The sequence below is a fragment of the Kitasatospora sp. NPDC002543 genome (assembly GCF_053594915.1).
This window is the reverse complement of sequence record NZ_JBSFWR010000064.1, coordinates 1-22,971: the sequence shown is the minus strand read 5'-3', so window position 1 is coordinate 22,971 and position 22,971 is coordinate 1. Positions and strand designations below refer to the sequence as shown.

Annotated in this window: 22 protein-coding genes, 1 tRNA gene and 1 pseudogene; 10 read left to right on the top strand and 14 right to left on the bottom strand. The window is 73.0% G+C overall.

Annotated features, from left to right (window positions below):
• Positions 1-98 precede the first annotated feature (98 nt).
• Positions 99-746 carry a response regulator transcription factor gene (locus ACWD4P_RS24570; protein ID WP_359823449.1) on the top strand — a complete coding sequence of 216 codons (648 nt, stop codon included), beginning with the start codon at positions 99-101 and terminating at the stop codon, positions 744-746.
• A gap of 38 nt (positions 747-784) precedes the next feature.
• On the opposite strand, the gene ACWD4P_RS24565 is transcribed toward ACWD4P_RS24570, so the two are convergent.
• The 4 genes from ACWD4P_RS24565 to mca all read right to left on the bottom strand — a co-directional run bounded on the left by ACWD4P_RS24565 (position 785) and on the right by mca (position 4,910).
• On the bottom strand, positions 785-1,699 hold the full coding sequence (locus tag ACWD4P_RS24565; RefSeq protein WP_449781052.1) for an ArsR/SmtB family transcription factor: 915 nt from the start codon (positions 1,697-1,699) through the stop codon (positions 785-787).
• Positions 1,700-2,069: 370 nt separating this feature from the next.
• Positions 2,070-3,491 (bottom strand): histidine kinase, encoded by a 1,422-nt coding sequence (locus ACWD4P_RS24560; protein WP_449781051.1) that lies wholly within the window; start codon positions 3,489-3,491, stop codon positions 2,070-2,072.
• Positions 3,492-3,763: 272 nt separating this feature from the next.
• Positions 3,764-3,955 (bottom strand): hypothetical protein, encoded by a 192-nt coding sequence (locus ACWD4P_RS24555; RefSeq protein ID WP_359823456.1) that lies wholly within the window; start codon positions 3,953-3,955, stop codon positions 3,764-3,766.
• A 49-nt stretch (positions 3,956-4,004) separates the two neighbouring features.
• On the bottom strand, positions 4,005-4,910 hold the full coding sequence (gene mca, locus ACWD4P_RS24550; RefSeq protein ID WP_359823459.1) for a mycothiol conjugate amidase Mca: 906 nt from the start codon (positions 4,908-4,910) through the stop codon (positions 4,005-4,007).
• Positions 4,911-5,154: 244 nt separating this feature from the next.
• Between mca and ACWD4P_RS24545 the strand changes: the two genes are divergently transcribed.
• Both ACWD4P_RS24545 and greA read left to right on the top strand, forming a co-directional pair.
• Complete coding sequence (locus tag ACWD4P_RS24545; RefSeq protein WP_359823462.1) at positions 5,155-5,568, top strand: DUF4307 domain-containing protein; 414 nt, start codon at positions 5,155-5,157, stop codon at positions 5,566-5,568.
• 329 nt (positions 5,569-5,897) lie between these two features.
• The gene (gene greA / locus ACWD4P_RS24540) at positions 5,898-6,398 is read left to right on the top strand and encodes a transcription elongation factor GreA (protein WP_359823464.1); all 501 of its coding nucleotides are present in this window, start codon (positions 5,898-5,900) and stop codon (positions 6,396-6,398) included.
• A 145-nt stretch (positions 6,399-6,543) separates the two neighbouring features.
• Here greA and ACWD4P_RS24535 read toward each other — a convergent pair whose 3' ends face one another.
• The 3 genes from ACWD4P_RS24535 to ilvA all read right to left on the bottom strand — a co-directional run bounded on the left by ACWD4P_RS24535 (position 6,544) and on the right by ilvA (position 9,907).
• The gene (locus tag ACWD4P_RS24535) at positions 6,544-7,401 is read right to left on the bottom strand and encodes an ABC transporter permease (protein WP_359823467.1); all 858 of its coding nucleotides are present in this window, start codon (positions 7,399-7,401) and stop codon (positions 6,544-6,546) included.
• Between the two features lies 1 nt (position 7,402).
• On the bottom strand, positions 7,403-8,470 hold the full coding sequence (locus ACWD4P_RS24530; protein ID WP_449781050.1) for an ATP-binding cassette domain-containing protein: 1,068 nt from the start codon (positions 8,468-8,470) through the stop codon (positions 7,403-7,405).
• 225 nt (positions 8,471-8,695) lie between these two features.
• On the bottom strand, positions 8,696-9,907 hold the full coding sequence (ilvA, locus tag ACWD4P_RS24525; RefSeq protein WP_449781049.1) for a threonine ammonia-lyase: 1,212 nt from the start codon (positions 9,905-9,907) through the stop codon (positions 8,696-8,698).
• 122 nt (positions 9,908-10,029) lie between these two features.
• Here ilvA and ACWD4P_RS24520 point away from each other — a divergent pair, with 122 nt between their 5' ends.
• Positions 10,030-10,512 (top strand): MarR family winged helix-turn-helix transcriptional regulator, encoded by a 483-nt coding sequence (locus ACWD4P_RS24520; RefSeq protein WP_359823473.1) that lies wholly within the window; start codon positions 10,030-10,032, stop codon positions 10,510-10,512.
• 95 nt (positions 10,513-10,607) lie between these two features.
• Here the strand turns inward: ACWD4P_RS24520 and ACWD4P_RS24515 are convergent, their stop codons facing one another.
• Positions 10,608-11,762, bottom strand: coding sequence for a cystathionine gamma-synthase (locus ACWD4P_RS24515; RefSeq protein ID WP_359823475.1), 1,155 nt, complete (start codon positions 11,760-11,762; stop codon positions 10,608-10,610).
• Positions 11,763-11,951: 189 nt separating this feature from the next.
• Here ACWD4P_RS24515 and msrA point away from each other — a divergent pair, with 189 nt between their 5' ends.
• Both msrA and ACWD4P_RS24505 read left to right on the top strand, forming a co-directional pair.
• A complete protein-coding gene (msrA, locus tag ACWD4P_RS24510; RefSeq protein ID WP_359823477.1) occupies positions 11,952-12,617 on the top strand; it encodes a peptide-methionine (S)-S-oxide reductase MsrA in 666 nt (221 codons plus the stop codon).
• Positions 12,618-12,753: 136 nt separating this feature from the next.
• Positions 12,754-13,116 carry a cupin domain-containing protein gene (locus ACWD4P_RS24505; protein WP_359823479.1) on the top strand — a complete coding sequence of 121 codons (363 nt, stop codon included), beginning with the start codon at positions 12,754-12,756 and terminating at the stop codon, positions 13,114-13,116.
• Between the two features lie 102 nt (positions 13,117-13,218).
• Here ACWD4P_RS24505 and ACWD4P_RS24500 read toward each other — a convergent pair whose 3' ends face one another.
• The 3 genes from ACWD4P_RS24500 to ACWD4P_RS24490 all read right to left on the bottom strand — a co-directional run bounded on the left by ACWD4P_RS24500 (position 13,219) and on the right by ACWD4P_RS24490 (position 17,085).
• On the bottom strand, positions 13,219-14,502 hold the full coding sequence (locus tag ACWD4P_RS24500) for a L,D-transpeptidase (protein ID WP_359823481.1): 1,284 nt from the start codon (positions 14,500-14,502) through the stop codon (positions 13,219-13,221).
• A gap of 199 nt (positions 14,503-14,701) precedes the next feature.
• Entirely contained in the window at positions 14,702-15,040 is a 339-nt protein-coding gene (locus ACWD4P_RS24495) for a hypothetical protein (protein WP_359823483.1), read from the bottom strand.
• 644 nt (positions 15,041-15,684) lie between these two features.
• Positions 15,685-17,085: a cystathionine beta-synthase gene (locus ACWD4P_RS24490; protein ID WP_359823485.1), complete on the bottom strand. Its 1,401-nt coding sequence runs from the start codon at positions 17,083-17,085 to the stop codon at positions 15,685-15,687.
• Between the two features lie 210 nt (positions 17,086-17,295).
• Here ACWD4P_RS24490 and ACWD4P_RS24485 point away from each other — a divergent pair, with 210 nt between their 5' ends.
• The 3 genes from ACWD4P_RS24485 to ACWD4P_RS24475 all read left to right on the top strand — a co-directional run bounded on the left by ACWD4P_RS24485 (position 17,296) and on the right by ACWD4P_RS24475 (position 20,880).
• The gene (locus ACWD4P_RS24485) at positions 17,296-18,366 is read left to right on the top strand and encodes an SGNH/GDSL hydrolase family protein (RefSeq protein WP_359823487.1); all 1,071 of its coding nucleotides are present in this window, start codon (positions 17,296-17,298) and stop codon (positions 18,364-18,366) included.
• A gap of 63 nt (positions 18,367-18,429) precedes the next feature.
• Positions 18,430-19,650 (top strand): acetyl-CoA C-acetyltransferase, encoded by a 1,221-nt coding sequence (locus ACWD4P_RS24480; protein ID WP_359823489.1) that lies wholly within the window; start codon positions 18,430-18,432, stop codon positions 19,648-19,650.
• A gap of 291 nt (positions 19,651-19,941) precedes the next feature.
• Positions 19,942-20,880, top strand: a complete 939-nt coding sequence (locus ACWD4P_RS24475) for a hypothetical protein (protein WP_359823491.1) — start codon at positions 19,942-19,944, stop codon at positions 20,878-20,880.
• A gap of 90 nt (positions 20,881-20,970) precedes the next feature.
• On the opposite strand, the gene ACWD4P_RS24470 is transcribed toward ACWD4P_RS24475, so the two are convergent.
• The 3 genes from ACWD4P_RS24470 to ACWD4P_RS24460 form a co-directional block, all read right to left on the bottom strand.
• Positions 20,971-21,354, bottom strand: a complete 384-nt coding sequence (locus ACWD4P_RS24470; protein ID WP_449781048.1) for a hypothetical protein — start codon at positions 21,352-21,354, stop codon at positions 20,971-20,973.
• Between the two features lie 87 nt (positions 21,355-21,441).
• Complete coding sequence (locus ACWD4P_RS24465) at positions 21,442-22,314, bottom strand: Bax inhibitor-1/YccA family protein (protein ID WP_449781047.1); 873 nt, start codon at positions 22,312-22,314, stop codon at positions 21,442-21,444.
• Positions 22,315-22,452: 138 nt separating this feature from the next.
• Positions 22,453-22,534, bottom strand: a tRNA-Leu gene (locus tag ACWD4P_RS24460).
• A 255-nt stretch (positions 22,535-22,789) separates the two neighbouring features.
• Between ACWD4P_RS24460 and ACWD4P_RS24455 the strand changes: the two are divergent.
• Positions 22,790-22,971, top strand: a pseudogene (locus ACWD4P_RS24455) (hypothetical protein); the annotation flags it as partial.

Sequence of the window (22,971 nt, the reverse complement as noted above, 5' to 3'; positions counted from 1 at the left end):
GTGACAACCGTGTTAAGCGGAAACTGAATCCGACGTACACCAGGCGGAATCCGGGACTTCGCTTCGGGGCCGCCGAAAACCCGTGCGATCATGACGCCATGAAGACGCGTGTCGTGATCGCCGACGACCAGTCGAGCGTCCGCCAGGGGTTCCGGCACATCCTGGCGGCGCAGCCCGACATGGAGGTCGTGGCCGAGGCCGCGGACGGCCTGGAGGCCCTGGAGGCCGTCCGCACCCTGCGGCCGGACGTCCTGCTGGTCGACATCCGGATGCCGGAGCTGGACGGCCTCGAAGTCACCCGCAGGCTGGCCGGCATCACCCCGGAGGTGAAGGTCGTCGTGGTGACCACCTTCGACCTCGACGAGTACGTGCACACCGCGCTGCGCAACGGCGCCTGCGGCTTCCTGCTCAAGCACTCGGGGCCCGCGCTGCTGGCCGAGGCGATCCGCTCGGCCGTCGTCGGCGACTCGCTGATCAGCCCGCAGATCACCACCCGCCTGCTGCACCACTTCACCGGCCCGCGCCGGGTCGACCGCTCCCCGGTCGAGCCGCTGACGAGCCGCGAGGAGGAGATCGCCGTCCTCGTCGCCGAAGGGCTGACCAACTCCGACATCGGCGCCGAGCTGTTCATCTCGCTGAGCACCGTCAAGACCCACCTGGCCAACCTCCAGCGCAAGCTGAAGGCCCGCAACCGGGTGGGCATCGCCACCTGGGCCTGGGAGTCGGGCCTGGCCGAGCGCGCCTGAACCGGCCCGCCCCCGACCGGCCGCACGACCCGACGGCCTCACCGCAGCGCCCGCCGGCGCCCCTCGGCCCATCGCGGCCCCGAGCCCCCGAAGTGGCGCCCTCCCACGGCCGCCGGGGCCTCGCCGCGCAGCAGCGCCCGCCCCAGCGGGGTGACGGTGTGCAGCACGCCGTTGCCGCGGCGCCGGGTGTCGATCAGCCCGGCCGCCCGCAGCACGGAGGTGTGCTGGCTGACCGCCGAGGCGGTCACTCCGATCCGGCCCGCCAGCTCGCCGGTGGTACAGCCGTCCGGCACGGCACGCAGCACCGCCGCCCTGGTCCGGCCGACGAGGGCGGCGAGCGGCTCCTCGCCCCGGCGCTCGGACTCCTCCGCCGCGGGCCCGCCCACCGGCACCGGGAGGCCGGCCCGGTCGGCGCCCACCGCGAAGAGCAGCATCGGGGCCTCCTCGGGATCCCCCCGGCGCGGCCGGATCACCACCCCGGCGCCCTGCAGGAAGAGCGACGGCACCAGCCGCAGGCCCCTCCCGTCGAGGGCGAGTTCGACGTCCCGCTCGGCGGGCACCTCCAGCACCGGGGCGTTCCAGCGGATCCGCGGGTGCAGCGTGCCGAGCAGCGCGTCCACTCCGCCGCGGCCGGCGATCCGGCGGCGGACGTCCCGCTCCGCCTCCAGCCGGGACCTGATGTCCGTCCAGCAGGGCTGCAGCGCCACGCGCTGGAACTCGCGGACCGCCCCGGCGACGTCGACCCGCTGGACAACCGGCTCGATACCGCCGTCGGACGACAGGATCCGGCCATTCGCCCACACCCGCAGTACGTCCCGGAAACCACCGTTGGCTCCCGAAAGGCGCCGCAACCGCTCGGCCAGCACCGGCTGCCGCGCCAGCCGGCCGCGGACGGCCCGCTGCCAGGGGCGGAAGAATTCCCCGCCGCTCCGCCAGGCCTCGAATGCCAGCACCGCCTCCAATTCCTGGTCGACATTTCCGGCAATTCGTACACGAGCCAGATCTTCGACAGACATGGCAATGCGAATCACAGGCCGATCCCCCGCTCGGGGTTCTTCCGTCGTGACGGCGCAGGGGAACCCCGATCCCTGATCGCCGTACCGACATCCTTCCCCGCGCACGGGGCGCATCGCCATCGGCCGATCGGCCTATTCGATCGTTCGCAGCCCCGAATCGGCCGCCGCCGGATGTGCCGAATTGCCTGGATCATCCCGCCCGCGGGCTCCGAACCGGCCCTCCGACCGCCTTCCGGGGCCAGCCCTCCGCCCGCCTTCCGAGCCGGCCCTCCGCCCGCCTGCCGGCCGTACCCGCGGAACGCCCGCGTCAGCCCCCGAGGCCGGCCACGCCGTCGGTCGGCAGCACCGCGACCACCCGCCAGCCGCCCTCCGGCCCCGGTCCGGCGGTCAGGTCGCCGCCGGCCGCCTCCACCCGCTCCCGCAGGCCCGCGAGACCGAAGCCGCCGCCCTCCCGCCCGGTCCCGCCCAACGCACCGCCCGCACCGACGCCGCCCGCACCCCCATCACCATCACCATCACCATCACCCGCACCTGTACCAACACCGTCCGCACCGGCACCCCCCGGGCCCCCCGCCCCACCCGTCCCCCCGTCGTCCGTGACGGCGACCCGCAGCGCCGACCGCTCCCCGTGCCACGACGACCCGACCTCGATCGCCACCTCCCCGGCCGCGGGCGCGTGGCGCCGGACGTTGGTCAGCGCCTCCACCACCAGCCGGTAGCCGAGCCCGCTGATCGCCGCCGGCACCGCCGCCAGTTCGGCCTCCGACGGGGCCTCCAGCCGCACCCGCGCGGAACCGCTGCGGGTGAACCGCTCGGCCAGCGCGGGCAGTTCGCTCAGGTCACGGCGCAGGCTGCGCGCACCGGACCGGCCCGCCGCCGGCCGCCCCGCATCCCCTCGCGCCTCCCCGGCCCCACCCCGGTCCGACGCCGCGGCCGCGGCCGGGGCCGTCCCGAACCGCCCGCGCGGCGCCGGATCCGCGTCCTCCGCCGCGAAGACCTGCACGGTCCGGTCCATGGTGACCAGCGCCTGCCGCCCGGCCGCCTCGATCCCGGCCAGCAGCTCGACCACCTTCCCGGGGTCCTGCTGGGCCAGCACCTGCGCGGCCTGGGCCAGCACCACCACGCCGGTGACGTCGTGCGCGGCGAAGTCGTGCAGGTCGCGGGCCAGGTCCAGGCGCTGTGCCCGCCGCTCGGCCGCCACCGCCGCCCGGGCCCGGGTGTCCATCGAGCGCAGGTAGCAGCCGACCCCCACCACCACGCAGGACAGCAGCGCCGAGGTCAGGCAGAGTTTGACGGTCACCGCCGGCGGGGCCGGCGGATCAGCCCAGACCCCGATCCGCAGCGGCACCAGCGCCACCGCCAGGACCAGCAGGGCGCCGTGGCCGCAGGCCGCCGCCGCCCGCGGACGGCGCACCGCGGGGACGATCGGCACGAGCAGTGCGACGGTCTCCAGCAGCCACCAGGACTCGATGCCGCCGGACACCGGCCTGCGGTAGCCCGCCGTCACCAGCAGCGACACGGCGCAGGCGACCAGCACGGAAGGGCCCACCGCACCGACCCGCCCCGGGGCCCAGAGCACCGGGAACAGCCCGGCGGCCACCGCCACCACACCGGAGCCGACGATCAGTGGCCCGGGGTTCCCCGACCCCGCCACCGCGGCCGTCACCACCCCCGCCACCGCCGCCACGTACCCCGCCCTGCGCACCACGGTGTGCCACGACCACGTCATGGTTCGGGATCCTACGAAGCCTGACGGCCCGCCAGGGCGGGTCCGGCGATTCCGGGCCGGGCGGGGCCGTCGGAGCCGCTTCGGCGCGGCTTCCCCGACCGGCCGGCCCGCAAGCCCAAGAGCCCGCAAGCTCCGGAGCCGGCGAACCCAAGAGCCCGCAAGCTCCGGAGCCGGCGAGCCCTGGAGTCAGCGAGCCCCGGAGCCGGCGAGCCCGCGAGTCCGGGCGGCCCGGCTCCACCGAAGGCCGGCCCCACCCGGGGCCGGCCGACGGCTCACTCCTTCGGGGCCTCCGGCTCCTCGACGAAGTCGACCTTCTTGAACTGCCGGTTCATCGACTTGGCGAGGAACCAGGTCGCGACGCCGAGGGCGGCGAAGACGACGAAGCCGAGGAGGCCGGGGGTGACCTTGGCGTCGTCGACGGCGAGGTCAGCGGCGAGGTTGACGAGGTTCACGGAGGCGCTCATATCTCTATGGTGGCCCGGCTCACGCGGAGCCGGGCCGTCGGGGGGTGGTTCAGTCGCGCGCGTCGGCGGCCTCGGCCGCCAGGGTGGGGGTGCGCAGGCCGGCGAACAGGTCGTCCTCCGGCAGGTCCACGTCGACCAGGGTACGGCTGAGCTCGTAGTCCTCGGTGGGCCAGACCTCGCGCTGGACCTCCAGCGGGACGCGGAACCACGGGCCGTCCGGGTCGATCTGCGTCGCGTGGGCGATCAGCGCGCGGTCCCGGGTCTCGAACCAGTCGTCGCAGCGGACCCGGGTGGTGATCTCGCGCTCCTTGCGGCCGCTCTTCTCCCAGCCCTCGATCCACTCGCCGTACGGCGAGTCGTGGCCGTGCTCGGTGAGGTACTCGTGCAGCGCCCGGATGCGGCCCATCGGGAACCCGTGGTTGTAGTACAGCTTGAGCGGCTGCCAGGGCTCGCCGGCCTCCGGGTAGGCGTCCGGGTCACCCGCGGCGTCGAACGCCAGCATGGTGATCTTGTGGGTCATGATGTGGTCCGGGTGCGGGTAGCCGCCGTTCTCGTCGTAGGTCGTGATGACCTGCGGCTTGAACTCCCGGATCAGCCGGACCAGCGGCTCCGCCGCCTCCTTGACGTCCTGGAGGGCGAAGCAGCCCTCGGGGAGCGGGGGCAGCGGGTCCCCCTCGGGCAGGCCGGAGTCCACGAAGCCCAGCCAGGCCTGCTTGACGCCGAGGATCGCCCTCGCCTCGTCCATCTCCTTGCGGCGCACCTCGTGGATGTTCTCCTCGACGTACGGGTCCCCCTGGAGCTTGGGGTTGAGGACCGACCCGCGCTCGCCCCCCGTGCAGGTGGCCACCAGCACGTCCACGCCCTGCTCGACGTACATGGCCATGGTGGCCGCGCCCTTGCTGGACTCGTCGTCCGGGTGGGCGTGCACCGCCATCAGTCGCAACTGCTCACTCAACGCCTTGCGTTCCTTCCACACTCGTCGGGCGTTCCGCGAAGTCCGGGTCTGCCCACCGTACGAACCGCTCACTTCGGGACCGCGTCGCCGCGGGGCCGGGCCGCGGAACGTCAACGGCGCGGCCGAGCCCTGCCCCCGCCGGACCGGCCGCGGGCGTGCCCCTCCTATAGTGACGGACTGGAGGCGCGTCGCATTCCCCCCGCACCACCCCGCGCGGCCCCTCCCCAGGAGAGGACGGAGTCCGATGAGTGCAGACACCACCGCCACCGAGCTGCCCCAGGGGCGCTACGGCCGTGGCGGCGACCGCGACTCGGACCGCCGGCTGAAGGTGGTCGGCGCGGTCTGCGGTGTGCTGGGCCTGGGCCTGGTCGCCTGGCTCGGCGGCTCCTACATGCTGCGCGAGTCGAAGATCAACGGCTCGGTGCCGACCTTCCAGGTGCTCTCCGACTCCGAGGTCCAGCTGCACCTCACCGTGCGCAAGAGCAGCGGGCAGGCCGGCACCTGCACGGTCCGCTCGCAGGGCGAGGACCACGGGGTGGTCGGGGTGGCCGACTTCCCGGTCCCGGCGGCCGGTTCCGACTACGACGCGGTGGTCACCCTGCGCACCACCTCGCGCGGCACCACCGCCGAGCTGCTGGGCTGCACCCCGGCCAAGTAGCGCACCGGGCGGGGCCCGCGCCCCCGGGCTGCGCACCCGCCCCGCGCGACGCACCCGCCCGCCCGCCGCACGGTTATCCGATCCGACGAGCGGGCATCCGTAGAGGGTCCCGCACTCCGTTGCTGTACACCGTGGCGTAACGCCGCCGTCAATGGCGCGCAAACGGCTCTCCCGCTTGTCAGCAGGACTTGTTAGGCTCGTGGTTTCGCCCCTTCCGCACCGGATGGTACGGGAGCGGGCGTTGCTTTGTAGTTGAGACCGATATCACCACCGACCCCTGCTGACGACTCACACCCTCAGCACAGCCCCAGCACCTACGAGGAGCACCCGTGACCCAGACCAGTGAGAACGTGACCTGGCTCACTCAGGCCGGCTACGACCAGCTCAAGGCCGAGCTGGAACACCTGACCGGGCCCTGGCGCATCGAGATCGCCCAGAAGATCGAGGCGGCGCGCGAGGAGGGCGACCTCAAGGAGAACGCCGGCTACCACGCGGCGAAGGAGGAGCAGGGCAAGTACGAGCTGCGCATCCGCCAGCTGACCCAGTTGCTGGAGCGCGCCAAGGTCGGCGAGGCTCCGGCCGACTCGGGCGTGGTGGCCCCGGGCATGGTCGTCACGGTCGCCTTCGACGGCGACGAGGACGACCTCATGGAGTTCCTGCTCGCCTCCCGCGAGGTCGCGGGCGCCGACGACCTGGACGTCTACTCGCCGCAGTCCCCGCTGGGCCGCGCGATCGACGGCAAGCGGATCGGCGACGAGGCCGCCTACGAGCTGCCGAACGGCAAGCCGGCCATGGTGAAGATCGTCAAGGTCGTGCCGCACGCCGGCTGATCCGGCCGCACGACGCGAGGGCGGCCGCGGAGGTCAGGGACTTCCGCGGCCGCCCTCGCACGTTCCGGACGGCCCGGCCCGGGGTGTCCGGTCGGGATGCCCGGTCAGAGCTGCCCGGTCGGGATGCCCGGTCAGGGCTGTCCGGTCAGGCGGTGGAGGAGCGGTACTTGCGCACCGCCAGCCAGGAGAACCCCGCCGTGATCACGATCGACCACAGCACCGACACCAGCGCCGCGTGCTGCATCGGCCAGGCGCTGTCCACCGGCCCGACCTGGTTGCCGAAGAGCACCCGGCAGGCCTGCACGGTGGCGCTGAACGGGTTCCAGTAGGCGACCGCCTGGAGCCAGCCCGGCATCGAGGTGACCGGCACGAAGGCGTTGGACACGAAGGTCAGCGGGAACAGCCAGATCAGTCCGGCCGAGGTGGCCGCCTCGGGGCTGCGGACCGACAGGCCGATCAGCGCGCCGATCCAGGAGAAGGCGTAGCCGAGCAGGAGCAGCAGGCCGAAGGCGCCGAGCGCCCTGAGCAGGCCGTCGTGGATCCGCCAGCCGACCAGCAGCGCGACCGCCGCCAGCACGACCAGGGTGAACGCGGTCTGGCACAGGTCCGCGAGGGTGCGGCCGACCAGCACGGCCGAGCGGGCCATCGGCAGCGAGCGGAACCGGTCCACCAGCCCCTTGCTCATGTCCTCCGCGATGCCCGCCGAGGCTCCGGCGACGGCGAAGGTGACGGTCTGGGCGAAGATGCCGGCCATCAGGAACTGGATGTACGTGTTCGAGCTGGAGTCGGTACCGGGGATCTTGATCGCCCCGCCCATCACGTACGAGAACAGCAGCACGAACATGACCGGCTGCATCAGCCCGAAGATCACGATCTCCGGGATGCGGGTCATCCGGCGCAGGTTGCGCTTGGCGACCACCCAGGAGTCGTGCAGGGAGGCGGATATGCCCCGGCGCTGCCTGGGCACGGCCGGACCGATGGCGTGCTCGGTGGCGGTGGTCATCTCAGCTCTCCTTCCCGGCCGCGACGGCCTGCTTGTCCGTTCCCGGGCCGCCCGGGCCGCCCTTGCCGTCCTTGCCCCGGCCGTGCGCCTCGGGGCCGGCGGCGTCCTCGTCCTCCTCCTCGGGCCGCTCCTCGGCGACGCGGCCGGTGAGGGTGAGGAAGACGTCGTCCAGGGTCGGGCGGCGCAGCCCGATGTCGTCGATCTCGATCCCGCGGGCGTCCAGTTCGCGGATCGCGTCGGCGAGCACCCGGGCGCCGCCGCTGACCGGAACGGTGATCCGGCGGGTGTTCCTCTCCACCGTCGGTTCGTTCAGCGCGTAGCCGGAGAGCGCGGCGACCGCGTCGCCGACCAGGCCGGGCTCGTGCACCACGACCTCGATCCGCTCGCCGCCGATCTGTGCCTTGAGCCGGTCGGCGGTGCCGCGGGCGATCACCCGGCCGTGGTCGACCACGGCGATGTCGTGGGCGAGCCGGTCGGCCTCCTCCAGGTACTGGGTGGTGAGCAGCAGCGTGGTGCCCTGCTCGACCAGCGTCTCGATGACCTCCCAGAGCGCGAGCCGGTTGCGCGGGTCGAGGCCGGTGGTCGGCTCGTCCAGGAACATCACCGGCGGCCGGACGACCAGCGCGGCGGCGAGGTCCAGGCGCCGGCGCATGCCGCCGGAGTAGGTCTTGGCGGTGCGGTCCTTGGCCTCGGTGAGGTTGAACCACTCCAGCAGCTCCAGCGCGCGGGCCTTCGCCGCGCGGTTGCTCATCTGGTACAGCTCGCCGACCATGGTGAGGTTCTCGAAGCCGGTCAGGTACTCGTCGACCGCCGCGTACTGGCCGGACAGCCCGATCAGGCTGCGGACCCGGTTGGGGTGCTTGAGCACGTCGACCCCGGCGACCACCGCGTGGCCGGAGTCGGGACGGAGCAGGGTGGTGAGGACCCGCACGGTGGTGGTCTTCCCGGCACCGTTCGGGCCGAGCAGCCCGAGCACCGTGCCCTCGGGGACGTCGAGGCTGACGCCGTCCAGGGCTCGTACGTCGCCGAAGGTCTTCACCAGGTTCTCGGCTTGGATGGCTGGCGCCATGGCCTTGCCTCATCTCCTCGGACGTATGGGGCGATCTGTCCCACTCTGCCCCGTTTCCGGGCATACGGGCGACTCGATTCTCGACCCGTGGGACTCGAACGCGATGTATCGCGAGTCTCCCAGTACGCGATATATCGCGTCAAGGGACCACGTCCCGCCGCCGGCGGCCGGGCCCGGCCGCCGCTCGCCCCGGCCGACAGGGGCGGGGGCGGGGCGGGGCTGGGTTCAGCCCGCGACCACGTACCCGGCGTCCCGCAACTCCCCGACCACCAGCGCGCAGTGCTCCGGCCCCTTGGTCTCCAGGTGCAGATCCACCTCGACCTCGGTCAGCCCCAGCCGCGGGTCGGTCCGCACGTGCGCCACGTCCAGCACGTTGGCGTCCACCCTGGTCAGTACGGCCAGCAGGTCCGCCAGCGCGCCCGGCTTGTCCGCCAGCCGCACCCGCAGCGACAGGTAGCGCCCGGCCGCCGCCAGCCCGTGCCGCAGCACCCGCTGCATCAGCTGGGGGTCGATGTTGCCGCCGGACAGCACCGCCACCACCGGCCCCTCGAAGGAGTCCGGGCGTTCCAGCAGCGCCGCGATCGGAGCCGCCCCGGCCGGCTCGACCACCAGCTTCAGCCGCTCCAGGCCGAGCAGCAGCGCCCGCGACAGCGCCTCCTCGGAGACCGTGCGGATGCCGTCCGCCAGCGTGTTGACCACCTCGAACGGGATGTCACCGGGACGCCCGACCATGATCCCGTCCGCCATCGTGGCGAAGTGCTCCAGCGACACCGGCCGCCCCGCCGCCAGCGAGGGCGGGTACGCGGCCGCGCCGGCCGCCTGCACCCCGACCACCCGCACGTCCGGCCGCAGCGGCTTGACCGCCGCCGCGATCCCGGCCAGCAGCCCGCCGCCGCCCACCCCGACCAGGATGGTCCGCACCTCGGGGCACTGCTCCAGGATCTCCAGCCCGACGGTCGCCTGGCCGGTGACCACGTCCCAGTGGTCGAAGGGGTGGATGAACACCGCGCCGGTCGCCTCCGCGTACCGCTGCGCGGCCAGCAGCGCCTCGTCCACGGAGGCGCCGTGCAACCGCACGTCGGCGCCGTACTCGCGGGTGGCCGCGACCTTCGGCAGCGGCGCCGCGACCGGCATGAACACCGTGGAGCGCACGCCCAGCAGCGAGGCCGCCAGCGCCACCCCCTGGGCGTGGTTCCCGGCGCTCGCCGCCACCACCCCGCCGGCCCGCTGCACCGGCGAGAGTCCCGCGATCCGCACGTACGCCCCGCGCAGCTTGAAGGACCCGGTGCGCTGGAGGTTCTCGCACTTCAGGTGGACCGGCGCGCCGACCAGTCCGGAGAGGTGCCGGCTGCCCTCCATCGGGGTCACCCGCGCGACCCCGGCGAGCATCTTCTGGGCGCCGCGGACGTCGTCGAGGGTGATCGGCCAGGTGTGCATGGCGCCAGACTACGGGTGCGGGCGACGGCAATCCGGGATGCCGGGCCTGTTCCCGGGCCCGCCCGGCCCGCGTACGCTGCTGCTTCCGAGCCTCCCTCGCCGCACGACGATCGTGAGCCGCGATGACGACGACCTCGCCCCAGGCCACCGACCGCACCGACCCCGTGCACACCCAACTCCAGTACCAGCTGGCCGTGTTCGCACGCCGGATGGAGCAGGTCCGGACCTCCGGCGGCGGGGTCGGGGCGCTGGACCGGGCCGCCTACCTGCTGCTCGACCGGCTGGAGCGGCACGGGCCCGCCAACGTCAAGGCGCTGGCCGAGGCGCTGGGCGTGGACTCCTCCACGGTGACCCGCCAGGTCGCCCCGCTGGTCGCGGCCGGGCTGGTCGGCCGGGTGCAGGACCCGGCCGACCGCCGCGCCGTACGGCTCGCGCTGACCTCGCACGGCGTCGGCCGGCTCACCGAAGTCCGGGACGGCCGGGCCGAGTTGACCCGACGCCTGGTGGCCGACTGGCCGCCGGAGGAGCAGCACGCGTTCTGCGCCCTGCTGTCCCGCTTCAACCTCGCGATGGAGTCGTACTCGGCGGACCGGCAGGGGCAGTGAGCGCCCGGGGCCGCGACGGCCCCGGGCACCGAGGCACCTAGGTCTGTCTTCAAACTCGCGTCTGCGGGGCGACGACGGGAGTTTGAGGACAGACCCTAGCCGAGCGCCTGCTCGAGGTCGGCCAGCAGGTCGTCGATCGACTCGATGCCGACCGAGACGCGCACCAGGTCGGACGGCACCTCCAGCGGCGAGCCCGCCACCGAGGCGTGGGTCATCCGGCCCGGGTGCTCGATCAGCGACTCGACGCCGCCGAGCGACTCTCCGAGGGTGAACAGCCGCGCGCGGTTGCAGACCTCGACGGCCGCCTCCTCGCCGTCGGCGACCCGGAACGAGACCATGCCGCCGAAGGCCTTCATCTGCTTGGCCGCGATGTCGTGGCCGGGGTGCTCGGGCAGGCCCGGGTAGAGCACCTGGCTGACCTTCGGGTGGCTCGCCAGCAGCTCGGCGACCTTCTCCGCGTTGGCGCTGTGCCGGTCCATCCGGACGCCCAGCGTCTTGATGCCGCGCAGCACCAGCCAGGCGTCGAACGGGCCGGAGACGGCGCCCATCGCGTTCTGGTGGTACGCGACCTCCTCGCCGAGGCCCGCGTCGGCGAGCACCAGGGCGCCGCCGACCACGTCCGAGTGGCCGCCCATGTACTTGGTGGTGGAGTGCACGACGGCGTCCGCGCCGAGCGAGATCGGCTGCTGGAGGTACGGGCTGGCGAAGGTGTTGTCGACCACCAGCAGCGCGCCGGCGCCGTGCGCGATCTCGGCGAGCGCGGCCAGGTCGGTGATGCCCAGCAGCGGGTTGGACGGGGTCTCCACCCACACCGCGCGGGTGTTGGGGCGCAGCGCCTCGCGGACGGTGGCCAGGTCCTGGGTGTTGGCCACGGAGAACTCGACGCCCCAGCGGGTCAGTACCTTGGCGAACAGCCGGAAGGTGCCGCCGTAGGCGTCGTTGGGGATCACGATGTGGTCGCCCGGCTTGAGGATGGTGCGCAGCAGGGTGTCCTCGGCGGCCAGGCCGGAGGCGAAGGCGAGGCCGCGGGCGCCGCCCTCCAGTGCCGCGAGGCACTCCTCCAGCGCGGTGCGGGTCGGGTTGGCGCTGCGGCTGTACTCGTAGCCGCCCCGCAGTCCGCCCACCCCGTCCTGCTTGTAGGTGGACACCTGGTAGATCGGCGTGACGACGGCCCCGGTCTGGGGGTCCGCTTCCTGACCCGCGTGGATGGCGAGGGTCTCGAAGCCCTGAGGAAGCTGGTGCTCGGTCATGGGTCCGAGCCTAGTGTGCGAATGCCGTTCGGCCCGCACGAACCGGCGAGCGGGATGAATCCGCAGGTCGGAGCGGGGGTGCCGAGGGCCGGGGCGCGGTGCGCCGGGCCCCGGGGCCGCTCCCGGAATCCGGGGGCGGCCGTTCGCGTTGGACACTGCGCCAGGTTCCCCGACCCGCTGGAGCAGGCCGTGCTGTTCAACCGCCACAAGACCTCGCTCGTCCCCGCCGACCAGGCGCTGCCCGGCCGGCCCGCCCCGGGCTTCGCCCTGACCGAACCGCACACCGTGCTCGGGCACCCGCTGCCCGGCCCGTACCCCGAGGGCCTGGAGGTCGCCGACTTCGGGCTGGGCTGCTTCTGGGGCGCCGAGCGCGCCTTCTGGCAGCTGCCCGGTGTCTGGACGACGCTGGTCGGCTACCAGGGCGGCCACACCCCCAACCCGACGTACGAGGAGGTGTGCAGCGGGCTGACCGGGCACACCGAGGCGGTCCGGGTGGTGTACGACCCGGCCGTGATCTCCTACGAGCGCCTGCTGAAGACGTTCTGGGAGGCGCACGACCCGACGCAGGGCAACCGCCAGGGCAACGACGTCGGCACCCAGTACCGCTCCGCCGTCTACACCCACTCCCCCGCCCAGGCCGAGGCCGCGGCGGCCACCCGGGACGCGTTCCAGCCGTCCCTGACCGCGCTCGGTTACGGCCCGATCACCACCGAGATCGCCCCGGCCGGCCCCTTCTTCCCGGCCGAGCCGTACCACCAGCAGTACCTGTCGGAGGCCAAGAACCCCAACGGCTACTGCGGTCTCGGCGGTACGGGGGCCTCCTGCCCGATCGGTGTCGCCCGCACCCAGGGCTGACCGGCATCCTCCTCCCCTCCCGGGGGCGGCCACTCAAAGTGACCGATCCCCGGTCCGGGCGCAGACTGGAAGGGCCAGCAGGGACGGCCCGGCCACCCTCTGGTGGCCGGGCCGTCCTCGTGGAGAGGAGTGCGCCATGTCCGGTCTCTACCAGCGGAACTTCGACGATCCCGAGGAAGTCCGCCCCTTCGAGGGGGGCACGGGGGAACTGCGGCTGGTCAACCTGGACGGCGGCCCGGTGGGCCGGGCCGTGTTCGAGCCGGGTTGGCAGTGGTCCAAGCACGTGAAGCCGATCGCCGGGACCGACAGCTGCCGGGCGGCCCACGCCGGTTACGTGGTCTCCGGCCGGATGAGGATCGTCATGGACGACGGCCGGGAGTTCGAGGTGGGCCCCGGCGACTTCATGCTCTGCCCGCCCGGACACGACGCCTGGACGGTGGGCCCGGAGGCCTGTGTGATCGTCGACTGGCAGGGCTTCGCGGACTACGCGAAGCGGTGACCGCCCCGCTCCCGGCCCGCATCCGTCCCGTTCCCCGGGCGGACCGTCGGGTCCGGTCCGCCCGCGGGGTTCCTCCGGCCGGGTACGGCCGGAGCGGCGGGATCAGACGGCGCTGCCGGCCTTCCAGGCGGCCCAGCCCATGTTCCAGCCGTTCAGGCCGTTGTCCGGGGCGACCGTCTTGTCACCGGAGTTCACGACCTCGACCACGTCGCCGATCATCGAGGACTTGTAGAACCTGGAGCCGTCGGTGCCGCCGTCCTGGGCGCCCTTGGCGTCCTGGAGGCCGATGCAGCCGTGGCTGGTGTTCTGGCCGCCGAAGATCGACGGCGAGGACCAGTAGTTGCCGTGGATGAAGGTGCCGGAGGTGCTGAGGCGCTGGGCGTGCGGCACGTCCGCGATGTCGTACTCGCTGCCCAGGTTGACGGTCTGCGAGTTCATCCGGGTCTGGGTGTACTGCTCGGAGATCACCATCTTGCCGCCCCAGGTGGTGTGCTCGGGCGAGCCGCCGGAGATCTTGTAGACCGCGCTGACCTGGCCGTCGGTGGTGACGGTGAGCTTCTTGGTGGCGAGGTCGGCGACGCTGGTCTGGGCGCGGCCGATGGTGAAGCTCACGTCCTTGGACTGGGTGCCGTACACGCCCTTGGCGCCCTCGACGTCCTTGAGCCGGAGCTTGAGGGTGACCTTGGTGCCCTTGGCCCAGTACTCCTGCGGCCGGAAGTCGAGTCGGGTGCTGGAGAACCAGTGGCCGACGATCTCGACGCCCGGCTCGGCTATCACCGTGATCGCCTGCTGGACGGTCTTGCGGTCGGTGACCGGCTTGCTGAAGTTGATCGAGACCGGCATGCCGACGCCGACCGTCGAGCCGTCCTCGGGGGTGAAGTAGCCGACGAAGGTGTTGGCCGGGGTCGCCGTGGTGAAGACGGCGTTGGAGTCCGCCTCCAGCTTGTCCTTGTCGAAGGCGGTGGCGGCGACGGAGTACTTGGTACCGCTGGCGGGGGCGGCGGCCGAGGTCCAGCTGGTGCCGTCGGCGGAGAGCTGACCGGCCAGTTCCTTGCCGGTGGTGTCGGTGACCTTGACGCTGCTCAGGGTGCCGTTGGCGACGGTGACCTTGACCGGGTCGCTGAAGCTCGCGGAGGCGGCGCCGTCGGCCGGGGTCACGGTGATGACCGCCGTCGAGGTCTTCGGCGCGCTGCTGCCGCCACCGCCGGAGCCCGGGGTGCCGTTCCCGCCGCCGGAGCCGCTGCCGCTGCCGCCGCTACCGCTGGCGCTGCTGTTGTCGTTGCAGGCGGCCAGCAGCAGGACGGGCGCTCCGATCAGTCCCGCGAGGACTCCGCGCCGGCTCCAGTTGCTTGCGGCCGCCCGCCCCTGACCGTCCCGTGCCGTCACGTCGCGTCTCCCTGCTGATCATCCCGGGCATTACGGATACAGAAACGCAATCCGCCCGTTCACGGTTCCATCACCGAAGGGTAAGCGATCGTATGAGATGACCCAACTTGCCGACGAACAGGGACGAAACGCCCGGCCCGCGAGGCGGACCGGGCGTTCACGGGCGGGGACGGCGGGCGCCGCCACCGGCCGCCGCGTCCTACTCGGCGGACTCGTCCACCTGGTACTCGTCCCACTCCTCGCTCTCCGGGTCGAACTCGGTCTGCGCCGACTCCCAGGTCGCCGAGGCGAGCTCCACGCCGGGCACCTCGCCGAGCAGGGCGACGGGGTCGATGAAGTGGGCGAGCGAACCCGACGGGTCCACCTCGATGGCCTCGACGGACTGGGCGCGCTCCTCGTCGTCGAGGTACTCGTCCGCGGTGACCGCCTCCAGGGCGGCCGCCTTGAGCGCGCCCTCGTCGGTGATCTCCGCGATGAGCTCGATCTTGACCCGGACGTAGCGCGGGCTGTCCTGGTCGGTCGTTTCAGTGCTGGTCATGCGTGCGAGCGTACGGGACGGCCGCGCCCGGCGCGGCGCACGGGCGGCCGCCCGGAGCACGCCCCGCGCGCCCGGCTCGACCTGCCCGGAGTGCGCCGGGGGCGATCCCGGCCCGGGCTCCGCCGTGGGCCGGGCCCCGGGCACCGAGAGCCGGGCCCGGAGCGGCCCGCTACCAACGGAAGGGGCCGGTCCCTCGGAGAAGGACCGGCCCCACCGCTGCCCCGCCTGGGCTCCCCCACCCGGGAGCCACGGGGACACGCGCCGTGCGGCGCGGTGCTGCCGCGGGAGCCGCCGCACCCTGTCAGCCGGCCGCGGGGCCGGTCAGGGGCGGGACGACGGCGCCTCCCACGGCGGGAGGACACGGCGGCCGGGTCAGGGCCGCCCGACGTGTCCGGAGCCGACCGCGACCGCCGGGGAGCCGCTCCCGGACGGTTGCCGTCGCCTCACTCGGCGTCCTGCCGTTGACCACCACGATGCCCGAGCCTTGTTAACCACGTGCTGCGGACAGGTGACGCCGGTGTACCACTTCCCCCGTGGACGAACCCTCCGGATCCCTCCGCGTCCTTCGAGGGGAGCCGCGTCCCTCCGCGGCAGGGGCGGAGGGCTGTCGGAGCGCTGTCGGAGGGGCGGCGGTGACCCCGGGGTCAGTGCTGGGCGCGGCCGGTCAGGAAGCCCAGCAGGTCCTGGCGGGTCACGATGCCCTGCGGCTTGCCCTCGACCAGCACGACGGCCGCGTCGGCCTTCTCCAGCACGGTCATCAGGTTGGTGACGGTCTCGCCCGAGCCGACCACCGGCAGCGGCTTGGACATCACCTTGTCCAGCGTGTCGGTGAGCTCGATGTCCTTCGCGAAGATGCCCTCCAGCAGCAGCTTCTCCACCACCGAGCCGATCACCTCGCCGGCCATGATGTCCGGGTGGCCGGCGCCCGGGGAGACGACCGGCATCTGCGAGACGCCGTACTCGCGCAGCACCCGGACCGCCTCGGCGACCGTCTCGTTGGGGTGCATGTGGACGAACTGCGGGACACCGCCCTGCTCGATGGACTCCTTGCGGGCCAGCACCTCGCCGATGTGCGCCTCGTCGGTGGCCGAGGGCAGGAAGCCGTAGTCGGCCATCCAGTCGTCGTTGAAGATCTTCGACAGGTAGCCGCGGCCGCCGTCCGGCAGCAGCACCACCACGACGTCGTCCGGCCCGAGGCCGCGGGCGACCTCCAGCGCGGCCACCACGGCCATGCCGCAGGAGCCGCCGACCAGCAGGCCCTCCTCCTTGGCCAGGCGGCGGGTCATCTGGAACGAGTCCTTGTCGGAGACGGCGACGATCTCGTCCGCGACGCCGCGGTCGTAGGCGGTCGGCCAGAAGTCCTCACCGACGCCCTCGACCAGGTACGGCCGGCCGGTGCCGCCCGAGTAGACCGAGCCCTCCGGGTCGGCGCCGATCACCTTGACCTTGCCGCCGGACGCCTCCTTCAGGTAGTTGCCGGTGCCGGAGATGGTGCCGCCGGTACCGACGCCCGCGACGAAGTGGGTGATCTTCCCGTCGGTCTGCTCCCACAGCTCCGGGCCGGTGGAGTGGAAGTGCGAGGCCGGGTTGTCCGGGTTGGAGTACTGGTCCGGCTTCCAGGCGTTCGGGGTCTCCCGGACGAGCCGGTCGGAGACGTTGTAGTAGGAGTCCGGGTGCTCCGGGGCGACGGCGGTCGGGCAGACGACCACCTCGGCGCCGTACGCGCGCAGGGTGTTGATCTTGTCGGTGGAGACCTTGTCGGGACAGACGAAGATGCACTTGTAGCCCTTCTGCTGGGCCACGATCGCCAGGCCGACACCGGTGTTGCCGGAGGTCGGCTCGACGATGGTGCCGCCGGGCTTGAGGGCGCCCGAGGCCTCGGCGGCCTCGATCATGCGCATCGCGATGCGGTCCTTGACCGAGCCACCGGGGTTGAAGTACTCGACCTTGGCCAGCACTGTCGCGCTGATGCCCTCGGTGACCTTGTTCAGCTTGACCAGCGGCGTGTTGCCGACGAGGTCGATGATCGAGTTGTGGTACCGCACGGGGGTCCTCCCGGTCTGTGGGCATGCGATTTCGGTACTGCAAAGCGTAGGGCGTGGCACCCGCCCCGCGGCCCCCCTCCTTCCCGCCTCCCCCAATGGCCCACCCGGCCGACGCCGCCGGTACTCCGGCTCCCCCCGCGGGTAAGAGCGCTGTGCAGGCATCGCCGCGGCCCCGCAGGGCCCGGCAGGAGCACGTGAAGGGGGCACCGGATGCCAGGCGCACGGAACTCGCGGGCCCGGGTGGCCCGCCGGATCGCCACCGCGGCGGCGTACGGCGGCGGCGGGCTCGGCCTGCTCGGGGTGGGCCTGGTCGGCCTGCTGCTGACCGAGAGCAAACTGGCCGTCCAGGCCATCGGCGTCCTGGAGACCCACCCGCCCAGGGCGGACGGCGTCTACGGGGAGGCCTTCGCCGACCGCGCCGCCGCCCCCCGGGCCCCGCTCGTGCTGGCCGTCCTCGGCGACTCCACCGGCGCCGGCCTCGGTGTGGCCCGTGCCGGCGAGACCCCGGGCGCGCTGCTGGCCGCGGGCCTCGCCTCGGTGGCCGAGCGGCCGGTCCGGCTGGTCAACGTGGCCCGCTCCGGCGGCCGCTCCGCCGATCTCCCCGGTCAGCTGGAACGGGCCCTGCGGCACCGGCCGGACATCGCCGTGATCATCGTCGGCGCCAACGACGTGACCCGGCACAGCCCGGCCCAACTGGCCGTCCGCCAGCTCGGCGAGGCCGTCGCCGCCCTGCGTGCCAACGGCTGCGAGGTGGTCGTCGGCACCTGCCCGGACCTCGGGACGATCAAGCCGGTGCGGCCGCCGCTGCGCTGGGTGGCCCGCCGGCTGAGCCGGCAGCTGGCCGCCGCGCAGACCATCGCGGTCGTGGAGGCGGGCGGCCGGACGGTGTCGCTGGGCTCGCTGCTGGGCCCGGAGTTCGCGGCGCGCCCGGAGATGTTCGCCGCCGACCGCTACCACCCCTCGGCCCAGGGCTACGCGACCGCCGCGATGGCCGTGCTGCCCTCGGTCTGCGCCGCGCTCGGGCTCTGGCCGGAGGAGGAGCGCCCGGCCGCGGCCGTCCCGGGCGCCGCGGTGCTGCCGGTCGCGGTGGCGGCCGCGGCGGCGGCGGGCCGGGAGGGCACCGAGGTGGCGGCCGTACCGGCGGAGGGCACCGGCCGCCGCTGGGCCCAGCTGAGGCACCGGCTGCGGATCGGCCTACCCCGCCCGGAGAGCGGGAAGGAGGCCGGTACGGCCTCCGGGAACACGTCGGCCAGCTCACACGCCGGCCCGGGTGACGCCTGAGCTACCAGGCGGTAACTTTCCTCCCGGACGCCAGGTCCGCCGTCACCCAGCGAGGAGCCCGCCATGCCCGAAGCCGTCATCGTCAGCGCCGCCCGTTCGCCGATCGGCCGGGCCTTCAAGGGTTCGCTCAAGGACGTCCGCCCGGACGACCTGACCGCCCACGTCATCCAGGCCGCGCTCGCCAAGGTGCCGCAGCTCGACCCGCGCGAGATCGACGACCTGATGCTGGGCTGCGGCCTGCCCGGCGGCGAGCAGGGCCACAACCTGGCCCGCATCGTGGCCGTCCAGATGGGCATGGACTACCTGCCCGGCGCCACCATCACCCGCTACTGCTCCTCCTCGCTCCAGACCACGCGGATGGCGCTGCACGCGATCAGGGCGGGCGAGGGCGACGTCTTCCTCTCGGCCGGCGTGGAGACCGTCTCGCGCAGCGTGAACGGCACCTCGGACGGCCTGCCGGGCACCACGAACCCGATCTTCGACGAGGCCCAGGCCCGGACGAAGAAGCGGGCCGAGGAGGGCGGCGGCGCGTGGCACGACCCGCGCGAGGACGGCCTGCTGCCGGACGCCTACATCGCGATGGGCCAGACCGCCGAGAACCTGGCCGCGCTCAAGGGCATCACCCGCGCCGAGCAGGACGAGTTCGGCGTCCGCTCGCAGAACCTCGCCGAGGCCGCCATCAAGGCCGGCTTCTGGGAGCGCGAGATCACCCCGGTGACGCTCCCGGACGGCACCGTGGTCAGCACGGACGACGGCCCGCGCGCCGGCGTCACGCTGGAGGGCGTGGCCGGCCTGAAGCCGGTGTTCCGCCCCGACGGCACCGTGACGGCCGGTAACTGCTGCCCGCTGAACGACGGCGCGGCCGCGCTCGTCATCATGTCCGACACCAAGGCGCGGGAGCTCGGCATCACCCCGCTCGCCCGGGTGGTCTCCACCGGCGTCAGCGCGCTCTCCCCCGAGATCATGGGCTACGGCCCGGTCGAGGCCTCCAGGCAGGCGCTCAAGCGGGCCGGCCTGACCATCGACGACATCGACCTGGTCGAGATCAACGAGGCCTTCGCCGCCCAGGTGATCCCCTCCTACCGCGACCTCGGCGTCGACCTGGACAAGCTGAACGTCAACGGCGGCGCGATCGCGGTCGGCCACCCCTTCGGCATGACCGGTGCCCGGATCACCACCACGCTGATCAACTCCCTGCAGTGGCACGACAAGCAGTTCGGTCTGGAGACCATGTGCGTCGGCGGCGGCCAGGGCATGGCGATGGTCATCGAGCGCCTCAGCTGACCCCCGGGGGCACCCTCCGAAGGGTCTGGACCACCCATTTGGAGTGACGCAGCGTAATTGAGGGCCGGATCACACCGCGAGGCCGATCCGGCCCTCTTTTCTTTCGTTTTCGACCCGGAAATCGACACTGCGGAGCGGATCAACTCCACTGCGTAGAACGGTGTTACCTAACAATTTGGGGACAAGAGCGAAAGTCCCGGAGGAATTGGACATTCGCCACTGCAGTAACAGCCCCGCATGCGGCAGTGTGGACACGTAACCCCGTTCCGCTCCTCGCTAGGAGTACGTTCCGTGAGCGCCGTCTACACCATCCTGCTGCTGATCCTGATCACCGTGTCGACCGCCGTGCTGCTCCACCTCCGCGGACTCTCCCGCCGACTGGACGCGCAGGCCGCGGCCCAGGCCGCGCCCGCCCCGGTGGACGAGACCGCGATACGCCGGGCCGTCGCCGAGGCGCTCGCCGCCGACCGCGAGCGGGAGATCACCGAGGCCCGGGCGTTCTGGGCCGAGCAGGAGGCCCGCGCGGCCGAGGACGCCCCGCTGTTCGACTCCCCGTTCTCCGGCGCGTTCTCCGGCACCGACGAGTGGCCGCTCTTCTTCCCGCGCCCCACCGGCCCGCAGGACGCCGTCGACAACTCCGGGACGATGGACCCGGAGTTCGGCGAGGCGCTGCGCTCCGCGCTGGAGGACATGATCAACGAGGGCGGCACCGCCCCGACCGAGCACGGCACCGAGGGCGGCGTGCCGCTGCGCCCCGGCCATCCGGTCGGCGAGACCAAGGACGCCCGGGCCCGCCGCGAGGCCGACCTGCTGGCCACCGGCCTGGAGGCCGGGCTGCTGGACACCGATCCGGCCGTCGAGGAGGCCCCGGTCGCCGCGCCCGACCCGCGCCGCCACCCCTCGCACCCCGACTTCGTCCCCAGCCAGGCGCCGTCCCGGGAGTGGACCGACAGCCGGCTGGCCGCCCTCGCCGAGGAGGCGGTCGCCCTGATCGACGTCCGCCCGGGCCCGCTGGGCACCCTGGACGTGTACGCCTTCGCCGACGGCACCACCCTCTGCGTGGCCCCGGGCGACCGCGAGGCCGCGTACCGGCTGATCGACGCCGTCCGGGCCGGTGAGCACGTGCGGCTGCTCGGCGGCTCGCGCTTCTCCGGCTCGTACTCGCTGACCTTCTCCACCGACGAGGAGGCCGTCTACGTGCTCGCCGACCGGGTGGTCGCCAGCATCTGACAGCCGCTCACCGGCGCCGGGCGCACCGAAGGCCGGCCGGATCACGGGGTTACCGATCCGGCCGGCCTTCGGCGTGTGCGCCCCCGGGCCTCAGCCGCAGAGCGCCGTCGTCTCCCGCACCGCGGCCACCGCGCCCGCCAGCACCCCGGCCGCCGCCACCGGCCCGGCCGGCAGGGCCACCTCCGCGCCCTCCGGCAGCGCCGCCAGCGCGGCCGCCAGGTCGTGCCCGGCGACGGCCAGCTGGTCCCCCACGGCGAAGGCCCCGGCCTCCGGGAACTCCCGCCGCGGGCCGCCCTCCGCCGCCGCGGCCAGCCCGGCCAGCCGGCGCGCCAGTTCCAGCGCGGCCGCCGCCCGCGAGGCGTGCCCGGGCACCGCGCCCAGCAGCTTGCTCTGCGGCAGCGAGCGGAAACGATCCGCCAACCTGTCGACGGCTTCGACCAGGGGATCCACGTCCAGGGGCTCTACGTCATGCATGGACAGGAGCCTAGGCGAGAAAAGCCGCCGGGCCCCGGAGCGAGTCGCTCCGGGGCCCGGCGGCAGTGTTCACGACGGGAAGGGCGGTCAGTCGTCGCCGCGCAGGATCGCGATCAGCCGCAGCATCTCCATGTAGATCCAGACCAGCGACAGGGTCAGCCCGAAGGCGGCCCGCCACGACTCCCGCTGCGGGGCGCCCTGGGCGATGGCCGTCTCGATCTCGTGGAAGTCCAGCGAGAGGAAGAAGGCGCCCAGGCCGATGCCGATCAGGCCGACCACGATGCCCAGCGGGCCGGAGCGCAGCCCCATGTCGGCGCCGAAGGCCATCGCGATCACGTTGACCAGCATCAGCAGCACGAAGCCCAGGGCGATCGCGATGCCGATCCGCTGGTAGCGCGCGGTGACCCGGATCCGGCCGCTCTTGTAGGCGAACAGCATCGCCGCGAAGACCGCCGCCGTGCCCAGCACGGCCTGGATCACGATGCCGTTCAGCCAGGTGTTGAAGGCGTGCGAGATCGCGCCCATCGCGAAGCCCTGGAGGGCCGCGTAGGTCAGGATCAGCGGCGGGCTGACGCTGCGCTTGAACGAGACCACCAGGCCGACGACCATGGCCACCAGGCTGGCGGCGATCGCGTAGCCGAAGTTCTCGAACGGCAGCACGAACCAGGCCACCGCGCCGGCGGCGACGAGCGTCAGCAGCGTCATGGCGGTGCGGGCGACCACGTCGTCCAGCGTCATCCGCCCGGTGGCGGCCGGACCGGCCGACGGACCGTTGTACAGCTCGTAGAGCTGCTCGTCGGTCATCGGAGCCTGGCCCTGCGGCTGCTGGGCGTAGGACGTGCCCGCGTAGGGGTTGTTGCCGTACGGGTTCCCGGCCTGCGGGGCGCTGCCGAACCCTGCGTAGCCGGAGTCGCGGGTGAAGGACCCCTCCCGCGAGAAGACCGGGTTGCTGCTTCTCATTGCTCATTCCCTCCGTGGCGGCACTGCACCGCCCGTGTACAAGGGTAATGGCTTGGCAAAAATTCCGAGATACGCCGCGAGGAGGATCGGTGAACTGCGACCGGCGGGGACGCCGTCGCGCCCCCGCCGGGTGATCGGTGCCCGGAGCCGGACTCGAACCGGCACGGCCTCGCGGCCAAGCAGTTTTAAGCTGCCCGTGTCTGCGTTCCACCATCCGGGCGTCTGCGAAACCACCCAGAGCCTAGTCGCCCGACTCACTCTTTCGCATGTCCCCAGCCCCGGAAGTTGTCATGTTTCCTTGCCATCTGACGAACTGTCCGGGATTCGGCCACGAAGGATATCCGTTCCGGCCATCCCCGTCGCCTCAGGGTCCACGTCATACCGCAGGAGGAGGGGTGCTCCTCTCCGTACGCCCAGCGGTGGTAGGACCAACCGTCCGGCGGAGCGACGCAGGACCATGATCACGTCGCGGAACATGGAGGTACAAGTCCGCGAGCCCAAGGAGTCCCCCGTGACCACGTCGACCGCAACCGCCGTCCGCACCGGCCTGGCGGCCGCCCGAGCCACCGGCCTGAACAAGGTCTACGGGGAGGGGGAGACCCGCGTCGTCGCCCTCGACAACGTCAGCGTGGTCTTCCCCCAGGGCGAGTTCACCGC

Bases quoted from the DNA above. Each gene is read 5' to 3' on its own strand.
- ilvA (WP_449781049.1), bottom strand. From the start codon at position 9,907: ATGCACACCTGGCCGATCACCCTCGACGACGTCCGCGGCGCCCAGAAG.
- ACWD4P_RS24535 (WP_359823467.1), bottom strand. From the start codon at position 7,401: ATGACCACCGCCACCGAGCACGCCATCGGTCCGGCCGTGCCCAGGCAG.
- ACWD4P_RS24480 (WP_359823489.1), top strand. From the start codon at position 18,430: ATGCCCGAAGCCGTCATCGTCAGCGCCGCCCGTTCGCCGATCGGCCGG.
- ACWD4P_RS24560 (WP_449781051.1), bottom strand. From the start codon at position 3,491: ATGACGTGGTCGTGGCACACCGTGGTGCGCAGGGCGGGGTACGTGGCG.
- ACWD4P_RS24530 (WP_449781050.1), bottom strand. From the start codon at position 8,470: ATGGCGCCAGCCATCCAAGCCGAGAACCTGGTGAAGACCTTCGGCGAC.
- ACWD4P_RS24465 (WP_449781047.1), bottom strand. From the start codon at position 22,314: ATGAGAAGCAGCAACCCGGTCTTCTCGCGGGAGGGGTCCTTCACCCGC.
- ACWD4P_RS24470 (WP_449781048.1), bottom strand. From the start codon at position 21,354: ATGCATGACGTAGAGCCCCTGGACGTGGATCCCCTGGTCGAAGCCGTC.
- ACWD4P_RS24485 (WP_359823487.1), top strand. From the start codon at position 17,296: ATGCCAGGCGCACGGAACTCGCGGGCCCGGGTGGCCCGCCGGATCGCC.
- ACWD4P_RS24570 (WP_359823449.1), top strand. From the start codon at position 99: ATGAAGACGCGTGTCGTGATCGCCGACGACCAGTCGAGCGTCCGCCAG.
- ACWD4P_RS24545 (WP_359823462.1), top strand. From the start codon at position 5,155: ATGAGTGCAGACACCACCGCCACCGAGCTGCCCCAGGGGCGCTACGGC.
- ACWD4P_RS24505 (WP_359823479.1), top strand. From the start codon at position 12,754: ATGTCCGGTCTCTACCAGCGGAACTTCGACGATCCCGAGGAAGTCCGC.
- ACWD4P_RS24520 (WP_359823473.1), top strand. From the start codon at position 10,030: ATGACGACGACCTCGCCCCAGGCCACCGACCGCACCGACCCCGTGCAC.
- ACWD4P_RS24495 (WP_359823483.1), bottom strand. From the start codon at position 15,040: ATGACCAGCACTGAAACGACCGACCAGGACAGCCCGCGCTACGTCCGG.
- ACWD4P_RS24555 (WP_359823456.1), bottom strand. From the start codon at position 3,955: ATGAGCGCCTCCGTGAACCTCGTCAACCTCGCCGCTGACCTCGCCGTC.
- ACWD4P_RS24515 (WP_359823475.1), bottom strand. From the start codon at position 11,762: ATGACCGAGCACCAGCTTCCTCAGGGCTTCGAGACCCTCGCCATCCAC.